The organism is uncultured Arthrobacter sp., assembly GCF_902805515.1.
In the GTDB taxonomy this organism is placed as follows: domain Bacteria; phylum Actinomycetota; class Actinomycetes; order Actinomycetales; family Micrococcaceae; genus Arthrobacter_D.
This window is the reverse complement of the sequence record NZ_CADCTE010000001.1, coordinates 74,763-95,691: the sequence shown is the minus strand read 5'-3', so window position 1 is coordinate 95,691 and position 20,929 is coordinate 74,763. Positions and strand designations below refer to the sequence as shown.

Below are 20,929 nucleotides of genomic sequence, written 5' to 3'. Positions count from 1 at the left end.
CAGCCAGCACACCCCACGGCCTTCCGGAAACCGCGGCCGTGGGGTGCGCCGGCGGCGCCTCGGAGGACACTCCTCCGCCCTTGCACATACGAAACGCATACGAATGAAACACCTGGCAGGCAGCGCGCCCAGCCATGGTCCGGACGATGGAGACCCCATGAATGATCAGAACGCCCCCGTAGCACTCGGCCGGGTTGGCATGTGGAGCATTGAGCTCAGCGGCATCGAGCCAGCAGCGGCAACCGAGGTGGCAGCCGAGCTCCACTCCCAGGGCTGGGGTGCCATCTGGCTTGTCGGTGCGGGAGGCCCAGGCATGTGGAACGCAGCGGAGCGGATGCTCGACGCCGGCAGTGAGGCTGCCGTCGCCTTCGGTGTCATGAGCATCTGGGGCGCGGACGCCGACGTCGCCCCGGCCGAGCACGACCGCCTCACTGGCAAGTTCGGGCCCCGGCTGATGAGCGGGTTCGGAGTCAGCAATCCCCACTCGGCCGCAGCCGTCGGCAAGGACTTCACCACTCCGATCAATGAGATGAACAAGTACCTCGACCTGCTCGACGGCGCGGCACCGGCCCTTCCGCCCTCCCAGCGCCTGCTCGGAGCCCTTGGCCCCCGCATGGTCGACCTCGCCGGCCGGCGCACCGCGGGTATCCACCCCTTCCTGGTCACCGCCGAATCGAATGCGGGATACCGGGACCTCCTGGGTGCGGAGGCGTTGATCGCGCCGCACCTCGGCGTCGTTCTCGAGGAAGACCCCGCTCGCGCACGCGCCATCGCCCGCCGCGGTGTGGGCATGTTTATCGGGTTCCCGGCCTACCAGGCCAACCTGCGCCGCCTCGGCTTCACCGATGCCGATCTCGTCCCGGGCGGAAGCGACCGGCTGATCGATGCCACCGTCGCCTGGGGCAGTGTGGATCGGATCGCGGACCGCATCGCCGAACACCACGCAGCAGGTGCCGACCATGTGGCCCTGCACGTGATGAATGGGCAGCCGGGGCTCCCGCTCGCCGAGTGGCGCGAACTGGCCCCCCTGGCACGCCGCTAGCACCGGCCCCCTGCCGGCACACCTCCCTCTACCGTGAAAGAGAAACTGCCATGACCACCTCGTCGAACATCGGGTACGCCGCCATGCTCGAACAGTTCCACCCGACCGAGGCGGTCGCGCTGGCCGCCTACGCCGAGGAAAGAGGCTTCAGCGGGGTGATGGCGGCCGATCATTTCCAGCCCTGGGTGCCGGCCCAGGGGCAGTCCTCGTTCGTGTGGAACGTCCTGGCCGCCGTGGGTGAACGCACCCGCGGCGGCTTCGGACCGGGCGTCACCACGCCCACGTTCCGATGGCACCCGGCGATGGTGGCGCAGGCCTCGGCGACCCTTGCCGCCATGTATCCGGGCAGGCACTGGCTCGGGCTGGGCTCAGGCGAGGCCCTGAACGAGCACATCGTGGGCGGGTACTGGCCGGAGGTCCCCGAGCGGATCAACCGCATGTTCGAGGCGATCGACATCATCACGAAGTTGTTCACGGCGTCCCTGGCCGGCAGGGATGTCCGCCACAACGGTCAGTACTACAAGATGGAATCGACCCGGCTGTGGACCATGCCCGAGGTTCCGCCGGAAATCCACGTCGCGACGGCCGGCCCCGTGACTGCGAAGCGGGCAGGCAAACACGCCGACGGGCTGATCACCGTCGGCGCGCCGCTCGAGAAAATCGAGTCGCTGTTCGAGCGGTTCCATGCGGGGGCGGCCGAGGCGGGCAAGGACCCGGACACCCTGAAGAAGGTCCTCCAGCTCCACCTCAGCTGGGCCGACACCGACGAGACCGCCCTGGCCAACGCGATGACGGAGTGGCCCAACGGCGGCATGAAGTTCCCGAAGGGTGACATCCGCTCGCCCTTTGAACTCGAGCAGATGGCCAAACTGGTCCGGCCCGAGGACTTTGAGGGGCGCATGGTGATCTCGGCGGATCCCGACGTCCACCGCGCGCAGATCCAGCGGTTCGTTGACCTCGGCTTCGACACCATTTATCTCCACAACGTCGGCCGCAACCAGCGGGAGTGGATCGATGAGTTCTCCCGCAGCGTCCTTCCCGCCCTGAGGTGGTGAGCATGGATCAGCTACGGGCCTTCGCGCTCCAAGGAATCGGGGAAATCACCGAGGGTACGGATCTGGGGGAAGTGATCCGGGAGGTCTCGGCCGGGACGCTGCGGAACGGCGACATCCTCGTGGTGTCGTCGAAGATCTTCTCCAAAGCCGAGGGCCGCCTGGTGCGGGCGGAGGACCGGGAGGAGGCAATCACCCGGGAAACCGTGAGGGTCGTCGCCACCAGGACCCACCCCGGCGGTGTGACGCGCATTGTTGAGAACCGCAACGGGATCATCGCGGCGGCGGCGGGAGTCGATACCAGCAATACGGCGGCGGGCACCGTCCTGCTGCTGCCCGTCGACCCGGACGCCTCGGCCCGGCGGCTGTGCCGCAGCCTCAGGAAGGCCACCGGGCTGCGGCTCGGCGTCATCATGGCCGATACGCTCGGCCGGCCCTGGCGGCAGGGCCAGACGGATGCGGCCATCGGGGCGGCAGGGGTGCAGGTGCTTGAGGACCTCCGCGGGACCCGCGACCGCTCAGGCCACCTGCTTAAGGCATCGGTTCCGGCGGTCGGCGATGAAATTGCCGCCGCCGCCGACCTGGTCAAGGGAAAGGCCGAAGGGGTCCCCGTCGCCGTCGTCCGCGGACTTTCGCGCTTCGTGGTCGACGACGCCGACCTGGACTCCACCCCCGGCGCAGCGAGTTTGGTGCGTCCGGCGGCAGAGGACATGTTCCGGCAGGGTTCCGAAGAGGCCTATTCGGCCGGATACGCCGCTGGGCTGGCGGCCCGTGCCGCCCGGGACTGAGCGTCCGTCCCGCCGGGCGCCCCTGTGGAGTCAGGGCGGTAACCGCTCACTGCGCCGGGCCGGGCACCACGATGCCGTGTTCGTAGGCGTATACCACCGCCTGCACCCGGTCCCGAAGGCCGAGCTTCATCAGGATGCGCCGCACGTGGGTCTTCACCGTCGCCTCCGAGAGGAAGAACCGTTTCGCCAGCTCAGCGTTCGACAGACCTTCCGCCACCGCCTCAAGGACCTCCCGCTCCCGCGGGGTCAGGTCGGCCAGCCGCTTATCCGGCACCGCTCGAGCTGCCTGCGCCGGTGCCAGTGACCTCACATAGGTTTCCAGCAGCCGCTGGGTGACCCGCGGCGCGACGACCGCATCACCGCTGGCCACCACGCGCACCGCCGAGACGAGGTCCGACGGCGCCACATCCTTGAGCAGGAAGGCCGACGCTCCGGCCTGCAGCCCGGCGAACGCATACTCATCGAGGTCGAAGGTGGTCAGGATGATGATGCGCGATGCCACCCCGGATGCGGTGATCCGCCGCGTGGCCTCGATCCCATCCCCCAGCGGCATCCGCACATCCATCAGGACGACGTCGGGAACCAGCCTGCCCGCAAGGCGGACCGCCTCCTCCCCCGTGCCGGCCTCCCCCACCACCTCGAGATCCGGCTCGCCCTCGAGGATCAGCCGGAAACCCATCCGGAGCAGCGGCTGGTCATCGGCGAGCAGGACCCGAATGGGTGCGCCCTGCGTGGTGGGGTTCGTTGTCATTGTTCCTTTTCCTCTCCTGGTGTCCCGCACCGTCGCCGGTGTCCGGAACAATCAGCTGCGCCTCAACGACCCAGCCGCCCGAGGGCCTCGCACCGCTTTGGGCGGTACCTGAATATATTGCGGCGCGCTCCCGCATGCCGGCGACACCCCGGCTGGAGCCGAGGGACACCGCTTGGTCCATGGCGCCCCGCCCGTCGTCGGAGACCCGCAGGGCCACCCGGTCCCCGGCCCTCGCGATGGAGACATCCACGGCCGTGACGCTCTTGCCGTAACGCAGGACGTTGGTCAGTGACTCCTGGATGATCCGGTACACGGTGAGCTGGAATGCCGGATCCTCAGGCAGCCCCGGCCCACTGCTCGTCACGCGCAGCGGCAGGCCTGCCGCACGGAAGCCGTCGAACAGCTGCGCCAGCGAACCCGACGCCGGCAGCGGCTCAAGGGAACCGGCCCGTGCCTCAAGGCGGAGGACGCCGAGGACCCGGCGCATGTCGGCGGTTGCCGCGCGGCCCGTGCTGGAAAGCTCACCGAGGACGGCCAGCGCACGGTCGGAGTCGCGCTTCATCACGACGGCGGCACCATCGGCGAGCGCCACCATGACCGTCAGGGAGTGCGCAATCACGTCGTGCATCTCCCGGGCGATGCGGTTCCGTTCCTCCGCCGAGGCCAGTTCCGCGTTGCGGGCGGCCCAACGGCGTACCTCGTCCTCGTGCTCGCGGCCGCGCCGGACGCTGACCCCGATCCCGAACGCGACGGCCAACAACATCACGAGGAACCCGATCAGCAGGAAGATGACGCCGGGCGCTTCGGCGAATCTTTCGTTCGGCAACAGGAGGATGGCGGAGACCGTCAGGATAATTGCACCAACCGCTGCGGGGAGGGACTTCCTCAGCGGATGGGCCACAGCCACGGTGTACAGGGCGATCTGGACGGCGGCGCTGACAGCGACGGTCCCCCCGGTGAGGAGGGTTACCGGTGTCTCAAGCAACGCCACGAGGGCGAGGACTATCAGGGGTCGGCCGCGGCGGACGGCGAGCGCTCCGGCCGCCAGGAGAACGCCGGTCACGCCCGGCCCGTTGCCGGACTCCACGGTCACGACGATCGCATCGGGGAGGGCGATTACCAGGAACACCAGGACGACGACGGCGTCCATCGTCCGGGGGTGGCGGCGGAAGTACCGCCGGAGGGGACCGCGCCTGCGGGCATTGAGCTCGGTGAGGGAGCCCCCGTCCGTTCCTTGCGCGGACCCCCTCACCGAGGGCGTGTCACTCATGGGTCGATTCCATGGTGCGAGTGTAGGGGGCGATCAGACGTCCCGCTTCCTGGTGACGGCAAGCGATGCGGTCAGGAGCAGGAGCGACCAACCGCCAAGTATCAAGGCACCCTGCCACTGGGTGAAGGCACCCTCGGCGATGGTTGTCGCCACCATCTGATCTCCGCCGGAACTCGGCAGGAACCGCGCAGCGTCGGCAACCCACTCCGTGCCCGCACCGAAGACGGTGAAGAGGATCGGCAGGACGAGCAGGACGCCGATCGAGGTGACGACCCCGCCCGCGGTGTTGCGGATCAGGGTGCCGATGGACATCGCGAAGATGGAGACGAGGGCAAGCACCAGCCCGGTGTTCACGATGTGCAGGAGCGCACCGTCGTCGCTGAGGGCAAAGCCCAGATCCGCGGTGTTCAGGACGGGCTGGACGACGAAGTAGGCAACGAGGGCCGACCCAGCACCCACGATGAAGGAGATGCCGGCCATGACGGACTGTTTAGCGAGCAGGGCGAGGCTCCGGCGCGGAACGACAACCAGGGTCGAGCGGATCATTCCGGTTCCCCACTCGGACGCGATGAGCACCACGGCGAGCGACGCGATGAGGAGCTGCCCAAAGGCGAGGCCCGACCCCGGGATGCCGAGTGCGGCGGAAGCGGCGTCGGACGACCCCTGCATCTGCGCGGCCATCTCGGGATCAGCCTCGAGGTTGAGCGACAGGGTGGTCTGCCAGGCGAGCAGGGCCGCCAGGCCGATCATGACGACGGTGGTGATGATGATCAGGATGACCGTCGAGGGCACGCTGGTGATCTTGATCCACTCGGACTTCAGGACCCGGCCGAAGGAGACGTCGGATCCGAATTCGTGCCGAGGATGCGGACGCGGGTCCGGCAGGGCGGGGGTGGGTGCGGTGGTGGCTGGCGTGGTCATGCTCGGGGTCCTTCGGTTGAAGCCGCAAGGAGACCGCTGGAGAGCGGACTTTGCGAGGAGTATTCGACTTCTTGAGAGGTGAGCTGCATGTAGGCGTCCTCGAGGGACACCTGGATCGGTGTCAGTTCGTAGATCAGGACGCCGTTGCGTACTGCGATTTCCGCGATCCGGCGGGGCTCCACACCGGTGACCTCGAGCAGTTCGGGCTCCAGGATCTGCGAGGAGACGCCGTCGGCGGCGAGGCTGCCGAGGAGGTCCTGGGGCCGGTCCGCGCGGACCCGGACCCGGGCCGCACCCTGACCGTCGATGATCGACTGGATCGGAGCGTCGGCGATGATGCGTCCGCGCCCGATCACGATAAGGTGATCGGCCGTGAGTGCCATCTCCGACATGAGGTGCGAGGAGAGGAAGACGGTGCGCCCCTCGGCGGCGAGAGACTTGGCAAGGCGGCGCACCCACTGGACGCCCTCGGGGTCCAGTCCGTTGACCGGTTCATCGAGGATGACGGTCTGCGGATCGCCGAGGAGCGCAGAGGCGATCCCCAGGCGCTGCCCCATCCCGAGCGAGAATCCGCCCACGCGCTTCTTGGCGACGGGACCGAGACCTGCCAGTTCGATGACTTCCCGGACCCTGCTGTCCGGGATGGCGTGGGTCGCGGCCAGGGCGCGCAGGTGGGTGTAGGCGGAGCGCTTGGGATGGACCGCCTTGGCGTCCAGCAGGGCTCCCAGCTCGCGCAGGGGCGCCTTGTGCTGGGCGTAGGGCAGCCCGTTCACGGCGGCCCGGCCACCGCTCGGGTTGTCGAGGCCCACGATCATGCGCATGGTGGTGGACTTGCCCGCACCGTTCGGGCCAAGGAATCCCGTCACCTTGCCGGGCTGCACGGTGAACGACACAGCGTCGACGGCGGTCTTGGTTCCGTACCGCTTTGAGAGTGCCTGTGCCTCGATCATGACTGCGTCCTTCGAATAGTGAAATGCGTTCTGGAAGCCTGCTTCTGCAGGCTTTCTCCCAACCTAGGCCGGGGCAGGTGCCCGGTAACCGGCCTCAGGGATGATCCCGGGGCACGCCGTCGTACGTCTTTCGAATGACGCCGGATGCCGTGCCCGGGACGGCCGGAGTGGAACTCCTTGTGGGGGTGATCCGGGGACACCGTCCTCCCACCCCGTCTAAGTTGCCGGCCACTTACATTATTCCCGCGGGGCCGCGACGCGCCCCCGGCCCGGCTGTCGCCGTCGCAGGGGCGTCGCCAACTGCCGGGAACTACCGGGCCTGCAGTGCGTCGAGGGCGACGGCCATGGCGGCGGCGACCCGCCCATCAACCTGCCCTCCGGGGACGGTGACTCGATAGCTGTCGCCCAGCGACCGGCGGCGTTCCGAGGTCAGGACAGGCTGACCGGCCGTGTCGAGGAAGTCGAAGTGGAACAGGAACGGGGATGGGAGGAAGTCGGCGATCGGCGTCAGGTCCCACAGCCGCCTGGCCACCGCCACGCCGGCGCTGCGTTCGCTGCCCACGGCCTTCACTCCTTTGGCGTCGAGGTGCCAGGTGGAGCGCAGCAGGGACTTGCCGAAGTCTTTCCGGAAGCTGCCGATCGGCCTGCCGCCGACGTCGAACACGTCATAGGTGGCCCCGGCGTCGAGGCTTTGCCGAGCCCGAAACGAGAACAGAGCGGTGGTTCTCCCTTCGTCCGCGTAGAAGGTGACCTGTTCCCGAAAGGCCGCCCGCTTCTGCTGGGCGACGGCGAGCAGGGCGCCCGGTGCGCCGGCGTCGTCGGTGGCACGGATTTCGTAACGGTTCACCAGCACGGTGAGCTTCTGCACCAGGGTGAAGCGTTCGATGCGTTGCAGCGTTTCCATTGTTCTTCTTTTCCTCAGGGTTGCTCCGGCACCGGTTGCGGCGCGGGAGGGGTGGTCGATTGACCCCTGAAGCGTAGGTGCGGAGGGCATGCCGGCGCGTCAGCAGTAGGAGGGAGATTCCGGCCCGGGGGCGTCACTCTTTTGGCTGATCTTTTCGGAGCCGCCGGCGGCAAAGCGGGGCCTCCGGCCGGAACGCTGATAGGACTGGGGTCATGACTGACTCAGGATCCCCTTACGCCTTCAACCCCTCGCGCGCCATCGCGTCGCGGTCCCTGCGGACGGGTGACGGCGGCGGCGTCACCGTGAGCCTCTGTGCACCCCAGCGGATGCCGGATGCCCCCGGTGACTGGTACTGCGCTTTCCGGATCGAGGGGCCGGGAGCGGAGGAATCCGACGGCTACGCACTGGGCATCGATGCGGTCCAGGCGCTGCTGCTGGCCACGGTCACGATCGGTAACCGGCTGGCGCTGACCGCACAGCAGCTCACCTTCCTCGGAGGATCGAACCTCGGATTCCCCCAAACGACGGCGCACGGCACCGAACTGCTCCTCTAAGGGGGATGATTCCGGAGGAGTTCGGTCCTGCTCTGCACGGCGCCTGTCCGCCCGTCTAGGCGGTCCGGTCGACGCGCGAGCGCCACAGCAGGTAGACGAAGTACGGCGCGCCCACCAGTGCGGTCATGATCCCGGCGGGGATCTGCGCCGGGGCGATCACCGTCCGGCCCACCGCGTCCGCCAGTACCACCGTGCAGGCTCCGATGAGCGCCGCCACGGGAAGCACCCGCACGTGCCGCGCCCCCACCAGGCTGCGGGCGGCATGCGGTGCGACCAGGCCCACGAAGGCGATCACGCCCACCGAGGACACCGCCCCGGCCGTCAGCAGCACCGCCGCGGAGAGCACCAGCAGCCGCGAGGCGGTCAGCCGGACGCCCAGCACCCGGGGGGAATCGTCGTCGACGGCGATCAGGTCAAGGTCGCGCCGCAGGCCGGTGAGCACGGGCAGCGTGAGCGCGAGCGCCGCCAGCGGCGGAAGGGTCGAGGCGAAGGTCCGGCCGTAAGTGGAACCGGAGAGCCAGGTGAGGGCCTTGGTCTGGTTGTAGGGGTCGGTGGCCACCAAAAGGACGGTGATGACCGCCGCAAGCCCGGCTGAAACCCCGATGCCGATCAGCACCAGGCGGTTCTGCTGCAGCCCGCCGCGGAACGCCAGCCCAAAGACCAGCAGCGCCGCAACCGCCGAGCCCAGCAGCGCCGACCCGGTGATGAGCCAGGATCCGGCCAGCGGGACGGTGGTGATGACAAGGATTGCGGCCAGCCCGCCCCCTCCGGACACGCCAAGAATGCCCGGTTCTGCCAGCGAATTCCTTGAGACCGCCTGGATCAGAGCCCCGGCGATCGCCAGTGCCGCACCGGCGAGCACAGCCGCCACGACGCGCGGCACCCGGGTTTCCAGCACCGCGCTGACGCGGTCGCCGGACCGGCCGGTGAGCCAGTTGGCCAGGTCACCGAGCAGCAGTTTCGCATCGCCGAGCAGCGCTCCGGCCACCAGCAGCCCGACCAGGAGAAACACCAGGCCGGCCAGGACGGCCAGGAAGAACCTGCGGGAGCGCAGCCGTGCCAGCGCGTCCCCGGCTGCGCTCAGGCCGGCATCGGACATGCGCAGCGCCAGGACCACGAGGAACACCGCACCGAAGACTGTGGTGACCGCGCCCGTCGGCACCTCCACTCCTGCCTGGGCGCCGAAAACACCGCGCACCACCACGTCGGCCCCGATCACCACCACCGCGCCGGCCAGTCCGGAAACGGGGAGCAGCGCGCGGTGCCGGCCCAGGCCGCGGACGCGGGAGGCCAGCAGGCGCACCATGGCAGGCGCGCACAGCCCCACGAACCCGATCGGGCCGGCGATGGCCACCGCCGACGCGGAGAGCACGACGGCAAGGACGACCGCGCCCACGCGGGCCAAACGCGGATCCGCTCCCGCCAGCCGGGAGGCGTCATCACCAAGGCCGAGGAGGTCCAGCCGGCGGGACAGCACCACAAGCCCTGCGGCGGCCGCCAGGACCACCGGGGTGAACTGCAGCAGTTCGTCGGGCCTGGACTGGGCGAGGCTGCCCTGGCCCCAGGCGTAAAGCCCGGTGGTCTCCTGGCTGAAGAGCAGCAGCAGCGCGCCGGTGGCCGAATGCAGCCCGAGTGCCAGCGCGGTGCCGGCAAGCACCAGGCGGATCGGCCCGCCGTTGCCGTTGGCGCCGCCCCCGGACAGGGAAAGGACCAGCAGGGCGGCGGCCAGCCCGCCGATGAAGGCTAGGCCGCCGGAGAGCAGGGCGGGAAGGGTGATGCCGAAGGCGGCGACGGCGACGATGACGAAGTGGGCGCCCGCGTTGACCGCCAGGGTGTCCGGGGCGGCCAGGACGTTGCGGGTGGCTGACTGGAGCGCGGCTCCAGCGACCCCCAGCGCCACACCGACCAGGGCTCCGGCAGCCAGCCGGGGGATGCGGGAGGCGACCAGCACCGCCGCCTCCTGGTCGGAGCCGCCCCCGGTCAGAAGCCCCAGCAGGTCGGCGGGTCCGACGTCGGCGGTGCCCTGCGTGAGGTGGATCAAGGCGAAGATGACCAGAACCACGAGCCCGACGCCGGCAGTGACCGCAGCCGAACCCCGGGCGCGCGGGACGGGGCGCGGGTGCGGGAGCACGGGCGCGCCCGCCACGGCCTCCGGTTCGGCCGGTGCGGGCCGGGCGGCCGGGGCGGCCCTCTTCACGGTCTCGGTCATGACGCGGCTGGCGCTACTCGGTCAGGGCCGCGGTGATGGCCTCGACGTACTGGGTCATCGAGGCCGGGCCGCCGAACATCCAGATGCCGTCGTCGAGGCGGTGCACCTGACCGGATTTCACGAACGGCAGGGACGTCCACACGGCGTTGTCGGCAAGTTCCTCGGTGAAGTCGCCGTCGGCGCTGTTGGTGATGTAGACGAAGCTGTCGGCGTCGAGGGTGGTGAGGCCCTCGACGTCGGTGGAGGCCAGGCCGTAGGCCGGGTCGCCTTCCTGCGTCCACGGGGTGGCCAGTCCGAGTGCGGTGTTGATGTCGGTCAGCAGGGAGCCCTTGGCGAACGGGCGGATTGACACCGTTCCGTCGGCAACCCAGCCGTCGGCGAAGGCGACCTTGGATCCGGCCAGCCCCGCCTCCTCAAGGGTGGCCTTGCCCTCGGCCACCGCGGCGTCGAACGAGGCAATGGCGTCCTCGGCCTTGGCCTCGGTGCCGGTTGCTTCGGCAACGAGCCTGAGGTTGTCCTTGGCCTGGTCGATCTGCCGGCCGGCGTCGGCCGATTTCACGACGACGACGGGAGCCAGCTCCTCAAGCTGCGTGATGACGGTTTCGGCCAGGTCGGTGGTCGCGACGATCAGGTCCGGGTCCAGCGAGGCGATCGTGTCAAGGCTCGGCTCGCCGCGGGTGCCGATGTCCGTGGCGGTGTCGTCGAGCTTGCCGGCCTGCACCCAGTCCTTGTACCCCTTGATGTCGGCGGCGCCGACGGGCATGACGCCGAGGGTCGTAAGGTTCTCGACGACGTTCCATTCGGTGCCGACGACCCGGGTCGCCGGAGCGTCGAACTCAACGTCGACGCCGCGGGCGTCCGTCACGGTCACGGGTTCTCCGCCTCCGGAGCCGTTTGATGCCGCACCGGCGGCGTCTTCGGTGGTGCCGCAGCCGGTGAGCAGCAGTGCCGCGGCGGCCGTGGCGGCCAGAGCCTTGGAGATCTTCATGGATGGATTGACCTTTCGGGTGGGGAGATCTGTCTCTCGCTGTGCCGTCCGACGGCGCGCGTACGCAGCCGGCCGGTCAGGGGGTCGGTGTGGGTGACGATGGGAATTGAGTAGACGTCGCTGAGCAGGTCCGCGTCGAGCGCCTCGGAGGCGGGCCCGGCGGCGGCGATCCGGCCGCCGGAGAGCACCACGACGTGATCGGCGAGTGCGGCCGCCTCGTCGAGATCGTGAAGCACCACCCCGATCGCCACGCCGTGCACACGGGCAAGGTCATGGAGCAGGTCGAAGATTTCCACCTTGTAGCGCAGGTCCAGGTGATTGGTTGGCTCGTCGAGGAGCAGGACCGAGGTGTCCTGGGCCAGGCATCCCGCCAGCCAGACACGCTGCAGCTGCCCGCCGGAAAGTTCGTGCACACCCCGGCCGGCCAGGGCAGTGATACCGGTGAGCTCCATGGCGCGCTCCACGGCCGAGGCTCCCTCGGGGTCTGCGGCCCGCCACCGGCCGCGGTACGGATGGCGCCCGAACTCGACGACATCGCGGACGCTCAGCCCGTGGGGTACCGGTCTGCTCTGGGACAGCAGCGTTACGTGCCGGGCGAAGTCGCTGCGCTTCATCATCAGCGCGTCGGCCGCCGCGCCGTCCGAGGAGGTCACGGTGATCGCCCCCGTGGACGCCGGGTGCAACCGGGCCAACGCCCGCAACAGGGTCGACTTGCCGCTGCCGTTGGGCCCGACGAGGGCAAGGATCCGGCCCGGTTCAAGGGTCAGCGCCGCGCCGTGGACCACGTCCCGGTCCCCATAGCGCAGCACAAGGTCGCTGGCTTCCAGGCCCGAAAGTTCAGTTGCTTCGATCACACAGGGAACCTTAGCTTAGCCTTACCTAAGACCGCCAACCGGGGACTCGCCCTCATGGATGAAGCCCATCACCGGGACGGCGACGGGCTTCGCAGGACTTGCGTTAGGGCCGGATTACCGCAGGCCGGCGATCGAGCGGGCAACGCGAAGGAAGGCCAGTCGGGCTTTGGATGCGTCGTCGAGGTAGCTGCCTACGAGCACGCCGTCCCGCAGGAGCACCAGGGCATCGGCGGTTTTTTGACGGCCAGCTGGCCATGGCCCACCGTGCCCACGGCGTGATCGAGAAGGTCGACGCCGGCCACCTCTCCACGCTCGAGGCGCCCTAGGACGTGTCAGAGCTCATCGAGAAGGCCGCCGTCTCCGTCAAGTAACCCGCTCCGGCCTCCGATGCCGGAGGCCGCAGGACAGTCCATCTGTAGTCCGCGCAGGCCGGAGGCGAACACATCCCGTATTCGCCTCCGGCGGCGCAGGGCGGATGGAAGTCCGCCTGGCCGGACAGTGCGCAACGTGGGAGAGCGCGGGGCGCGGAATAAGCGCGGCCTTTCACCGCGTTGAATCGGCAACAGACCAACAAAGAGGCGGCGGTGGCGCACCGCCCCTACAGGGAACACCCCCACCCCGACCGGGACACCCAGGGGCCGTTCCGCTTCACTTCTTCACCACCAAAAGATCTCCCTAGGAGAAACGATGTCCACCTCCACCGCGTCCACCGCCCCGGCCTCCACGGTCACCCCGCGCCGTCCCGCACCGCCGAACACCCACCAGATGGCGCTGATCATCTGGCTGTCCGTGTTCCCGACGCTGACCATCATCAATCTCGCCTTCGGCCAGTGGCTTGAGCTGCTGCACCCCGTCCTGCGCACCCTGGTCCTCGCCACGGTCGCCGTCCCCATCGTGATCTACGGCCTCGTGCCCCAGCTGCTGCGCCTCCGCGCCCGCATCCTCACCCGTTTCCTGAACCGCAGGTCGCGCCGCTGAGCTCCGCCCCGGCGGGCTGTTGGCGCCGCACCAGACACCAGCCTCAACTGGTCCACCTCCAACGGGACCCGTGCGCATCGCACGGGTCCCGTTGGTCATTCTGGGTCAGACGCGGCCGGGGAAGCGGGTGGTGATCTCCTGGAGGATGAACTCGTTGCCCTCGGGGTCCTTGAAGATCGCGAAGGAGAAGTAGCTGGCGCGCTCCGGGGCCAGGCCCGGGACGCGCCCCTCGGTGTTGGGGGTGGGGATGCCGCCGTCTGCCTCGTGGAAGACCTCGGTGACCTCGATGCCGCGGGAGGCGATGTCGGCGCGGGCGGCCTCGACGTCGTCGACGACCAGGTAGGTGCCGCGGGTGGAGCCGGGGGCGGCGTCGGTGAGGCCGCTGCTGATGATGATGGAGGCAGGGGATCCGGTCGGGGTGTAGTGCACGGCGCGGAAGCCGCCCTCGCCCTTGAGGTCGACATCCAGCCTCCAGTCCAGCTTGTCGTAGAACGCCTTCGCGGCGGCGACATCGGCAACGGGCAGAACGATGACTTCGAGCTTGTAGTCCATGATTCAGTTCCTTAGTTGTGCCCGGGCGCGCCAGCGACGGTGGTGGAGGGGCCCCGAACTTCTGACAGTTCAACTGGATTGGCAGGGTATGGACACACGCCGGGCGGGTTGCAGAAGCACACTCCCGCGCCACCGCTTCACCGGCGCGGAGCTCCGCCCGGGAGCGGGGCGTCGCGGCCGCAGGGACCCACGCCGCCGGCAGTTGGCTGCCGGAGGCGGCCGAGCAGATGCTCGTCCACGGAAACCGGTGCGGAGACAAGGCCGCGCAGGTCGGCATGACCGTGGAGGCTCAGCCTCTTTCCACGGTCCCGACCCAGATGCCCTGCCGGATTACACCGCACGCGTGGCATCCTACCGACTGCACATGGAGGCCGACCAGACACTCGCCTTGTGTTACCGACGCGCGGTTCCAGCCCCACCGCGGGCCGCCGCTGGCCGAGGTGGTCACGCTGATTCCTGGGCGCCGGCAACGCCCCGCTCCCGGCCGCGGATGCAGCGAAGCCCACCACCGCAACGGTGATGGGCTTCGCAGGTGGTGCTGGTGAGGTGGAGCCTACCGGGCGTCCGCGGCCAGGAACGGGCGCAGCACGTTGACCAGTTCCTCGGGGGCCTGCTCGGCAAGCCAGTGGCCGGCGCCGGGAATGACGGCGGTCTGCACCTGCGGGGCAGCGGCCTTGATCCCCGCCGCGGCGGCCGGCCCCCAGCTCTTCTGGCCGCCGATGCCGATCACGGGGATGGTCAGCGGGGTCTTGGCGCGTTCGGCGTTCTGCGCGACCAGGGTATCCCACTCGCGGTAGAGCTCGAAGCTGGCGCGGAGGCTGTCCTTGTCGCGGTTGTACTGCTTGACGTAGTACTTGATCGCCTGCTCCGACGGCGTGTACCCGCCGCCCTGGATCCGGTATTCGTAGCGGTAGAACTCCTCGGCGCTGTTCCGGACCAGGTTCACGATCAGTTCGTCGTCGACCCGGTTGAAGGGGATGTGCCAGAGCCGGTTGTTGGTCGGCTCATCGGAGAACAGCGAGGGACCGCCCTTGGTGATCCCGGGAGGGCCCGGAACCTCAACGCCGGCGAACCGGTCGACCCGGTCGCGGTGGTCCGCGGCCAGTGCGTAGCCGATGAAGTATCCGGTGTCGTGGCCGACCACGGAGAACCTCTCGTGACCCAGTTCGGTCATCAGCGCGGCAAGGTCATCGGCCAGGGTGGCCGAGTCGTAGCCGTCCGCGGGCTTCTCGGTCAGGCCGATGCCACGCTGGTCCACGGCGATCACGGTGTGGTCCTCGGCCAGCGGCCCCATGACTGAGCGCCAGGCGTAGGAATCCTCCGGCCAACCGTGCACCAGCAGCACCGCCGGGCCTTCCCCGCCGATCACCGCGTGCTGGCGGATGCCGTTGGCCTCCACGAAGCGGCTCTCGAAGGTGTCGCTGAAGCCCGCCGGCAGCTCCTGGCCCTTGGTCACCCAGCTTTCCGGTCCCGACTTGGGCTCGGAGGCCCCTGCGGAGACAGTGCCGACCACCAGCGCTGCGGCGGCCGCCGCAGCGGCACCGATCCAGCGGTGCCGCGTGCGCCCGGCGGAACGCGGTGACGCGGTATCGGGGGGTGTCGAATTCACATTCGAAGGAAGGTTGGGCATGGAGGTTCCTTTCATGAAACTCACCGAGGGTAATTGATGGTTGCCGTCACGAAAGGTGCGCCTCCGGAACGGCAGAACGGCACAGAGATGCCGCGGGCCCGATGAGTGAATGCGGGTCCGCGGCATCGGCCGGTGCCGGAGCCAGGGCCGGAACCCGCGCGGGTTCCGGCCCTGGCAAGGCCAGTTAGACGCGGCCGGGGAAGCGGGTGGTGATCTCCTGGAGGATGAACTCGTTGCCCTCGGGGTCCTTGAAGATTGCGAAGGAGAAGTAGCTGGCGCGCTCCGGGGCCAGGCCCGGGGTGCGTCCTTCGGTCCGGACGCTGGGGATGCCACCCTCGGCCTCGTGGAAGACCTCGGTGACCTCGATGCCGCGGGAGGCGATGTCGGCGCGGGCGGCCTCGATGTCGTCGACCACGAGGTAGGTGCCGCGGGTGGAGCCGGGGGCGGCGTCGGTGAGGCCGTTGCTGATGATGATCGAGGCGTGGGATCCGGTCGGGGTGTAGTGCACGGCCCGGAAGCCGCCCTCGCCCTGAATGTCGACGTCGAGCCGCCAGTCGAGCTTGTCGTAGAACGCCTTCGCGGCGGCGACGTCGGCGACGGGCAGGATGATGAGTTCGAGCTTGTAATCCATGATTCAGTTCCTTGCTGGTTGGTGAATTGGCGGGGCGTTGGGGCTGATCTGCCTCGGCCGGAGTACCGTCAGAAGGTATTAATACTCCTGACTTAGGACTTGTTGATCCTGTTCACGTATCAACTTATGAAAGTGGAAGATAATTCCCCGGCTCCGCTCCGCACAGTGGGGAGGGGGATCGGCGATCAGTTGTATCTTCAACTATCGTCTGCTAAATTACTTGTAGCATCAACTAAAGATGCACAAGTCTAAGGAGACCGTCATGACCACAGTAAGCATCCTCGGTAAGGGCAATATGGGTCCGGCAATCGCCGGCATCGTCAAAAAGAGCGGCAACACGGTCGAACTTCTCGGCAGCAGTGATACGGACAAGCCCGTCACCGGAGACATCGTTGTCCTCGCCGTCCCCTACCCGGCGATCAGCGCGGTCCTGGCCCAGCGCGGCGGGCAGTTCGCCGGCAGGATTGTCGTGGACGTCACCAACCCGCTCGATTTCGCGACGTTCGACTCCCTGACAGTGCCCGCTGACTCCTCGGCGACCGCCGAGATCCAGGCCGCGCTCCCCGACTCGCGCGTCATCAAGGGTTTCAGCACCACCTTCGCCGCCACCCTTGCGGAGGGAACCATCGCCGGTCAGCCCACCACTGTGCTGCTCGCCGGAGACGACGCTGACGCAAAGTCGCAGCTCGCGGACATCATCAAGGGCGGTGGGCTCAAGGCCGTTGACGCCGGCTCGCTGCGCCGCGCCCGCGAAGTGGAGGCGCTCGGCTTCCTGCAGATCACCCTCGCCGCCGGCGAGAAGATCTCCTGGGCCGGCGGCTTCGCCCTCCAGTCCTAGCTGTCCGCCCGTGGCGACCGCGCCCAGGAATCGGGGCGGCAGCCGTTGAGGCCGCCGCCCGGAGCCTGCACCCGCAGGCTCGGGCCGTGCGCGGCGGCGTCATCGGTTCCACCCTTTCTTGCGAGAATAGAGCCGTGGATACCCAATGGCTGACAGAAGAGGAACTCGCCGCCTGGAAACGGTTTGTCGCAGTCGTCGAACTGCTGCCCGGAGTACTTGACTCCCAGCTGCGCCGGGACGCGGACCTCACCCACTTCGACTACTACGTGCTAGCCATGCTTTCGGAAGCTCCGGAAGACACCCTGCGCATGACCTCGCTCGCGGCCCAGACGAACGCAACGCTGCCACGGCTCTCCCATGTCGTCCGGCGGCTCGAGTCCCGCGGGCTGATCGAGCGGTTCCCCTGTCCGGAGGATGCGCGGGCCACCAATGCCAGACTGACCCCCGAGGGGCGGCGCAAGGTTGTCGCCACAGCCCCCGGCCACGTGAACACGGTGCGCCACCATGTCATCGACGCGCTGACGCCGGAGCAGCTCTCCCAGCTGGCTGCGATCAGCGATGCCCTGCTACGCCGGATCGACCCGCTCGGGAAACTGGCCCCGATGTATCACCCCGACGCTAGCTAGGAGCCCCGGAGCCGGGTTCCGCGGTGTCGATCCCCCGCCGGTACTCCCAATGTGGAACCAGGGTGTCGACGAACGATCCGTAGCGTTCGAACCGGGCCCGGGAGGCCGCCGAGGTCAGGTCGACAACCCGCGCGGTGAGCGCCTCCACCACGGCCATGCTCGACACGTAGGACTCAAACGGCCGTGGTGTTCCCACCGAAGCGGGCAGCACCGCACTTGCCACATCGGCCAGCGGGGACAGCCACGGGTCGGTGAAGAGGACGAGTTTCGCACCCTGGTCGACGAGCGCCCGGCCGAGCTTCTCGGTTTCGGCCTCATAGCGCCGGAAGTCAAAGGCGACGGCGATCGTACGTTTGTCGGCATCGCACAGGGCCGCCACCCGCTGCGTGCGCGCTTCATCGATAAATTCCACGCCGGGCCGCAACTCCTGGAGCATGGCGGCGAGGTGCCGGGCCAGGGACGAACTGAACCATCCGCCGAAGACGAGCACCTTCCGGCGTGGATCGGCAAGGAGCTCCCCCGCCGCCGCGAGATCCTCCGGCGAGAGGCGGTTCAGGGTGTCCGAGATCGCCGAGCCGAGGGTGGCGGAGAAGTCATCGAGCGCACCGCCCCCGGCACTTGGCGCCTCAGGGTACAGCTCGACCGGCGTCGTCACCCGGGCGACCACCTCGCCCTTCACCGCGTCCTGGAAGTCCGCATAGGTGGCGTAGCCGAGGTGGTTCACGAACCGGATCACGGTGGGTCCGCTGACCTGCGCAAGGCGCGCCAGCTTGGTCGAGGACGCGAGCCCCGTCGCCGCCGGCCCGCCGAGCAGGGTGCGCGCCACCTTGCGCTCGGCGGCAGACATCTCGGACAGCTGGCGTCGAATGCTTTCAAACACGGGAAGACCCGCTGGAGCTTCCTGCTCGGACATGCCCTACCTCCGTCAATGCATCCGTTACCTCACCGCCCCGGCCGCCCGGAACTGGAAGTCATGCTACTTTCCGATCCCTGCCTCCAAGCCGATTCCTGTGGAAAGATTCCCGCGTCGGGCAAATGCCGGATCCTCAGGACCAGACATCGCGGCGGAACAGGTCGTCCTCCGTCTCGCCCCGGACGATCAGGCGCGCCCGGCCCTCGGCGACCGCCACCACCGGAGGTCGGGGCGTGTAGTTGTAGTTGCTTGAGAGGACCCAGCAGTAGGCCCCCGTCCCGGGCACGGCGAGAAGATCCCCGGGGCGCAGGTCGGAGGGCAGGTAGACATCGCGGACGACAATGTCCCCGCTCTCACAGTGCCGACCGACCACCCGCGACAGCGACGGGTCGGCGCCCGACCTGCGGGAGGCCAGGGCCGCGGAGTAATCCGCTCCGTACAGCAGGGGCCGCGGGTTGTCGCTCATGCCGCCGTCGACGGAAACGTAACGCCGGGGGAACAGGCCGCCCTCGTGCTCGACGGCATTGGTCTTGAGCGTCCCCACCTCGTACAGGGTGAAGGTCGAACTGCCGACGATGGCGCGGCCGGGTTCGATGGAGATCCGCGGAACCTCGATGCCCAGGCGGCCGCAGGTATCGCCGACCACGCGGGCCATGGCCGAGGCGACGTCCTTCGGGTCCTGCGGGTGATCGGCCATGGTGTACGCGATGCCGTACCCGCCGCCCAGGTCAAGTTCCTCCAGCACGCGCCCGTGCTTCGTGCGCATCCCGGCGATGAACTCCAGGAGGCGCTCGGCGGCGAGGGCGAACCCTTCGGACGAAAAGATCTGCGAGCCGATGTGGCAATGGATCCCCAGGAGCCGGACGCCCGCATCCTGCAAAGCGGCCGCCACCGCGGCCTCGGCGGCGGACGGTCGCCCGTCGACGGAGGCCATCGAAAGACCGAACTTCTGGTCCTCGTGCGCCGTTGCAATAAACTCGTGCGTCTCGGCGTGGACGCCGGGAGTGAGCCGCAGCAGCACGGGTGCGGTGGTGCCGCGCTCCCGCGCGAGCTCTCCGACGCGCGCCAGTTCCTGGAGGCTGTCGACGATGATCCTGCCGACCCCCATCTCCAGGGCTCGGACCAGTTCGGCATCGGACTTGTTGTTGCCGTGCAGGCCGAGATTCGCACCCTCGATGCCCGCCCGGGCCGCGAGTGCCAGCTCACCGCCCGAGCAGGTGTCCAGCCGCAGCCCTTCCTCGGCCACCCACTTCGCCACCTCGACACAGAGGAACGACTTGCCGGCGTAGTAGACGTCGGCCCCGCCGCACAGCGGCGCGAAGGCCTCATGAAAGGCCGTGCGGAACGCGCGCGCCCGCTGCCGGAAGTCGTCTTCGGACACCACGTAAGCGGGGGTCCCAAACTCCCCGGCCAGCTGCGACACACCGACGCCGCCGATGGTCAGCTCCCCTGACGCCGACCGGCTCACGGTGCTTGCCCAGAGTTTGGAGGGCAGGGCATTCAGGTCGGAGGGAGCCTCGAGCCACCGGGGCGCCAGGGGCGACGCGGCCGGCGCCATTGTCAGTTCGATCGTCATATCTGTGTGTGCCTCGTTCCGCTGTCCAGTGATTGCACGGCTCCCCCTTCCGTACCTGCGCGCTTCGCCAGGCACCGGCGAGGGGTCAGGCCGTCGAAAGCTCTTCCGCTTCAATGACCTCGGCGGCGTCGATGACCATCGGGTTGAGGACCCGGTGCAGGAAGGACTGGGTGCGCTCCTCCTGAGGGTTGCCGATGACTTCCAGGGCGAGTCCCTGCTCGACGATGTAGCCACCGTCCATGAAGACCACCCGGTCCGCGACCTCACGGGCGAAGGCCATCTCGTGGGTGACGATGACCATGGTCATGCCTTCGTTGGCGAGCGACTTCATCACGGCCAGGACCTCGCCGACGAGCTCGGGGTCAAGCGCCGACGTCGGTTCGTCGAACAGCATGAGCTGCGGCTCCATCGACAGCGACCGCGCAATCGCCACGCGCTGCTGCTGGCCGCCGGAAAGCTGTCCGGGGTAGGCGTCTTCCTTGTGGGACATGCCGACGCGGTGCAGGTTGAGGCGCGCGGTCGCGATCGCGTCCTCCTTGCGCCGCTTCAAGACCTTGATCTGGGCGACGGTGAGGTTTTCGAGGACGGTCAGGTGGGGGAAGAGGTTGAAGGACTGGAACACCATGCCGATGCGCCGGCGGATACGGTCGAGGTCCGCATCGGGGTGGGTCACCTCGTCCGGCCCGACGAGGACGGTTCCGGAGGTCGGGACCTCCAGGAGGTTGACGCAGCGCAGCAGGGTCGATTTCCCCGAGCCCGAGGGACCGATGATGCAGACGACTTCCCCGGGTTCGATCTCGAGGGAGATGTCCTTGAGTACTTCATTGGAGCCAAAGCTCTTCTTGAGATTGCGGATCGAGATGGCGTGCGAGCCTGGTGCCGGGATCGGTTGGGTAGGCATG

The 20,929-nt window shown here is 68.6% G+C and carries 21 protein-coding genes; 7 read left to right on the top strand and 14 right to left on the bottom strand.

All coding sequences use genetic code 11. From position 1 onward, the window contains the following. The first annotated feature begins 157 nt into the window (after nt 1-157). From QZX79_RS00465 to cofE, 3 genes are read left to right on the top strand one after another with little or no spacing between them, the layout of a single operon-like run. Nucleotides 158-1,042 carry a TIGR03620 family F420-dependent LLM class oxidoreductase gene (locus QZX79_RS00465; RefSeq protein ID WP_294563216.1) on the top strand — a complete coding sequence of 295 codons (885 nt, stop codon included), beginning with the start codon at nt 158-160 and terminating at the stop codon, nt 1,040-1,042. 50 nt (nt 1,043-1,092) lie between these two features. After that, nucleotides 1,093-2,097, top strand: a complete 1,005-nt coding sequence (locus QZX79_RS00460) for a TIGR03557 family F420-dependent LLM class oxidoreductase (protein WP_294563214.1) — start codon at nt 1,093-1,095, stop codon at nt 2,095-2,097. Between the two features lie 2 nt (nt 2,098-2,099). After that, nucleotides 2,100-2,882 carry a coenzyme F420-0:L-glutamate ligase gene (cofE, locus tag QZX79_RS00455; RefSeq protein WP_294563212.1) on the top strand — a complete coding sequence of 261 codons (783 nt, stop codon included), beginning with the start codon at nt 2,100-2,102 and terminating at the stop codon, nt 2,880-2,882. A gap of 46 nt (nt 2,883-2,928) precedes the next feature. Here the strand turns inward: cofE and QZX79_RS00450 are convergent, their stop codons facing one another. The 5 genes from QZX79_RS00450 to QZX79_RS00430 all read right to left on the bottom strand — a co-directional run bounded on the left by QZX79_RS00450 (nt 2,929) and on the right by QZX79_RS00430 (nt 7,678). After that, the gene (locus QZX79_RS00450; protein ID WP_294563210.1) at nt 2,929-3,633 is read right to left on the bottom strand and encodes a response regulator transcription factor; all 705 of its coding nucleotides are present in this window, start codon (nt 3,631-3,633) and stop codon (nt 2,929-2,931) included. After that, nucleotides 3,578-4,903, bottom strand: coding sequence for a sensor histidine kinase (locus QZX79_RS00445; RefSeq protein WP_294563209.1), 1,326 nt, complete (start codon nt 4,901-4,903; stop codon nt 3,578-3,580). Before QZX79_RS00445 ends, QZX79_RS00450 begins: the two co-directional genes overlap by 56 nt. Nucleotides 4,904-4,936: 33 nt before the next feature. Further along, the gene (locus QZX79_RS00440; protein WP_294563207.1) at nt 4,937-5,824 is read right to left on the bottom strand and encodes a hypothetical protein; all 888 of its coding nucleotides are present in this window, start codon (nt 5,822-5,824) and stop codon (nt 4,937-4,939) included. Then, nucleotides 5,821-6,774 (bottom strand): ABC transporter ATP-binding protein, encoded by a 954-nt coding sequence (locus QZX79_RS00435; RefSeq protein WP_294563205.1) that lies wholly within the window; start codon nt 6,772-6,774, stop codon nt 5,821-5,823. Before QZX79_RS00435 ends, QZX79_RS00440 begins: the two co-directional genes overlap by 4 nt. 310 nt (nt 6,775-7,084) lie before the next feature. Beyond that, entirely contained in the window at nt 7,085-7,678 is a 594-nt protein-coding gene (locus tag QZX79_RS00430) for a hypothetical protein (RefSeq protein ID WP_294563203.1), read from the bottom strand. 212 nt (nt 7,679-7,890) lie between these two features. On the opposite strand from QZX79_RS00430, the gene QZX79_RS00425 reads away from it, so the two are divergent. After that, on the top strand, nt 7,891-8,232 hold the full coding sequence (locus QZX79_RS00425) for a DUF6968 family protein (RefSeq protein ID WP_294563200.1): 342 nt from the start codon (nt 7,891-7,893) through the stop codon (nt 8,230-8,232). A gap of 55 nt (nt 8,233-8,287) precedes the next feature. Here QZX79_RS00425 and QZX79_RS00420 read toward each other — a convergent pair whose 3' ends face one another. From QZX79_RS00420 to QZX79_RS00410, 3 genes are read right to left on the bottom strand one after another with little or no spacing between them, the layout of a single operon-like run. Continuing rightward, entirely contained in the window at nt 8,288-10,441 is a 2,154-nt protein-coding gene (locus QZX79_RS00420; protein ID WP_294563199.1) for an iron ABC transporter permease, read from the bottom strand. 13 nt (nt 10,442-10,454) lie between these two features. Next, nucleotides 10,455-11,429, bottom strand: coding sequence for an iron-siderophore ABC transporter substrate-binding protein (locus tag QZX79_RS00415; RefSeq protein WP_294563197.1), 975 nt, complete (start codon nt 11,427-11,429; stop codon nt 10,455-10,457). Next, nucleotides 11,426-12,283, bottom strand: coding sequence for an ABC transporter ATP-binding protein (locus QZX79_RS00410; protein WP_294563195.1), 858 nt, complete (start codon nt 12,281-12,283; stop codon nt 11,426-11,428). Before QZX79_RS00410 ends, QZX79_RS00415 begins: the two co-directional genes overlap by 4 nt. A gap of 687 nt (nt 12,284-12,970) precedes the next feature. Here QZX79_RS00410 and QZX79_RS00405 point away from each other — a divergent pair. Further along, on the top strand, nt 12,971-13,261 hold the full coding sequence (locus tag QZX79_RS00405; protein ID WP_294563193.1) for a hypothetical protein: 291 nt from the start codon (nt 12,971-12,973) through the stop codon (nt 13,259-13,261). Nucleotides 13,262-13,366: 105 nt separating this feature from the next. On the opposite strand, the gene QZX79_RS00400 is transcribed toward QZX79_RS00405, so the two are convergent. From QZX79_RS00400 to QZX79_RS00390, 3 genes are all read right to left on the bottom strand, one after another. Next, nucleotides 13,367-13,813, bottom strand: coding sequence for a VOC family protein (locus QZX79_RS00400; protein ID WP_294563191.1), 447 nt, complete (start codon nt 13,811-13,813; stop codon nt 13,367-13,369). Nucleotides 13,814-14,366: 553 nt separating this feature from the next. Then, nucleotides 14,367-15,443 carry an alpha/beta fold hydrolase gene (locus QZX79_RS00395; RefSeq protein WP_294563189.1) on the bottom strand — a complete coding sequence of 359 codons (1,077 nt, stop codon included), beginning with the start codon at nt 15,441-15,443 and terminating at the stop codon, nt 14,367-14,369. A 184-nt stretch (nt 15,444-15,627) separates the two neighbouring features. Next, entirely contained in the window at nt 15,628-16,074 is a 447-nt protein-coding gene (locus tag QZX79_RS00390) for a VOC family protein (protein WP_294563188.1), read from the bottom strand. A 262-nt stretch (nt 16,075-16,336) separates the two neighbouring features. On the opposite strand from QZX79_RS00390, the gene QZX79_RS00385 reads away from it, so the two are divergent. Together QZX79_RS00385 and QZX79_RS00380 are read left to right on the top strand one after the other, a co-directional pair. Next, on the top strand, nt 16,337-16,912 hold the full coding sequence (locus tag QZX79_RS00385; protein WP_294563186.1) for an NADPH-dependent F420 reductase: 576 nt from the start codon (nt 16,337-16,339) through the stop codon (nt 16,910-16,912). Nucleotides 16,913-17,046: 134 nt separating this feature from the next. Beyond that, nucleotides 17,047-17,538 carry a MarR family winged helix-turn-helix transcriptional regulator gene (locus QZX79_RS00380; protein ID WP_294563184.1) on the top strand — a complete coding sequence of 164 codons (492 nt, stop codon included), beginning with the start codon at nt 17,047-17,049 and terminating at the stop codon, nt 17,536-17,538. On the opposite strand, the gene QZX79_RS00375 is transcribed toward QZX79_RS00380, so the two are convergent. The 3 genes from QZX79_RS00375 to QZX79_RS00365 form a co-directional block, all read right to left on the bottom strand. After that, the gene (locus QZX79_RS00375) at nt 17,531-18,451 is read right to left on the bottom strand and encodes a MurR/RpiR family transcriptional regulator (RefSeq protein ID WP_294563182.1); all 921 of its coding nucleotides are present in this window, start codon (nt 18,449-18,451) and stop codon (nt 17,531-17,533) included. The genes QZX79_RS00380 and QZX79_RS00375 overlap by 8 nt on opposite strands. 133 nt (nt 18,452-18,584) lie before the next feature. Continuing rightward, entirely contained in the window at nt 18,585-20,027 is a 1,443-nt protein-coding gene (gene lysA / locus QZX79_RS00370; protein WP_294563180.1) for a diaminopimelate decarboxylase, read from the bottom strand. A gap of 85 nt (nt 20,028-20,112) precedes the next feature. Continuing rightward, nucleotides 20,113-20,928: an amino acid ABC transporter ATP-binding protein gene (locus QZX79_RS00365; RefSeq protein WP_294563178.1), complete on the bottom strand. Its 816-nt coding sequence runs from the start codon at nt 20,926-20,928 to the stop codon at nt 20,113-20,115. Between the last annotated feature and the right edge of the window lies 1 nt (nt 20,929).

Coding starts and splice junctions, on each gene's coding strand:
- QZX79_RS00465 (WP_294563216.1), top strand. CDS start 158: ATGAATGATCAGAACGCCCCCGTAGCACTCGGCCGGGTTGGCATGTGG.
- QZX79_RS00460 (WP_294563214.1), top strand. CDS start 1,093: ATGACCACCTCGTCGAACATCGGGTACGCCGCCATGCTCGAACAGTTC.
- cofE (WP_294563212.1), top strand. CDS start 2,100: ATGGATCAGCTACGGGCCTTCGCGCTCCAAGGAATCGGGGAAATCACC.
- QZX79_RS00450 (WP_294563210.1), bottom strand. CDS start 3,633: ATGACAACGAACCCCACCACGCAGGGCGCACCCATTCGGGTCCTGCTC.
- QZX79_RS00445 (WP_294563209.1), bottom strand. CDS start 4,903: ATGAGTGACACGCCCTCGGTGAGGGGGTCCGCGCAAGGAACGGACGGG.
- QZX79_RS00440 (WP_294563207.1), bottom strand. CDS start 5,824: ATGACCACGCCAGCCACCACCGCACCCACCCCCGCCCTGCCGGACCCG.
- QZX79_RS00435 (WP_294563205.1), bottom strand. CDS start 6,774: ATGATCGAGGCACAGGCACTCTCAAAGCGGTACGGAACCAAGACCGCC.
- QZX79_RS00430 (WP_294563203.1), bottom strand. CDS start 7,678: ATGGAAACGCTGCAACGCATCGAACGCTTCACCCTGGTGCAGAAGCTC.
- QZX79_RS00425 (WP_294563200.1), top strand. CDS start 7,891: ATGACTGACTCAGGATCCCCTTACGCCTTCAACCCCTCGCGCGCCATC.
- QZX79_RS00420 (WP_294563199.1), bottom strand. CDS start 10,441: ATGACCGAGACCGTGAAGAGGGCCGCCCCGGCCGCCCGGCCCGCACCG.
- QZX79_RS00415 (WP_294563197.1), bottom strand. CDS start 11,429: ATGAAGATCTCCAAGGCTCTGGCCGCCACGGCCGCCGCGGCACTGCTG.
- QZX79_RS00405 (WP_294563193.1), top strand. CDS start 12,971: ATGTCCACCTCCACCGCGTCCACCGCCCCGGCCTCCACGGTCACCCCG.
- QZX79_RS00400 (WP_294563191.1), bottom strand. CDS start 13,813: ATGGACTACAAGCTCGAAGTCATCGTTCTGCCCGTTGCCGATGTCGCC.
- QZX79_RS00395 (WP_294563189.1), bottom strand. CDS start 15,443: ATGCCCAACCTTCCTTCGAATGTGAATTCGACACCCCCCGATACCGCG.
- QZX79_RS00390 (WP_294563188.1), bottom strand. CDS start 16,074: ATGGATTACAAGCTCGAACTCATCATCCTGCCCGTCGCCGACGTCGCC.
- QZX79_RS00385 (WP_294563186.1), top strand. CDS start 16,337: ATGACCACAGTAAGCATCCTCGGTAAGGGCAATATGGGTCCGGCAATC.
- QZX79_RS00375 (WP_294563182.1), bottom strand. CDS start 18,451: ATGTCCGAGCAGGAAGCTCCAGCGGGTCTTCCCGTGTTTGAAAGCATT.
- lysA (WP_294563180.1), bottom strand. CDS start 20,027: ATGACGATCGAACTGACAATGGCGCCGGCCGCGTCGCCCCTGGCGCCC.
- QZX79_RS00365 (WP_294563178.1), bottom strand. CDS start 20,928: ATGCCTACCCAACCGATCCCGGCACCAGGCTCGCACGCCATCTCGATC.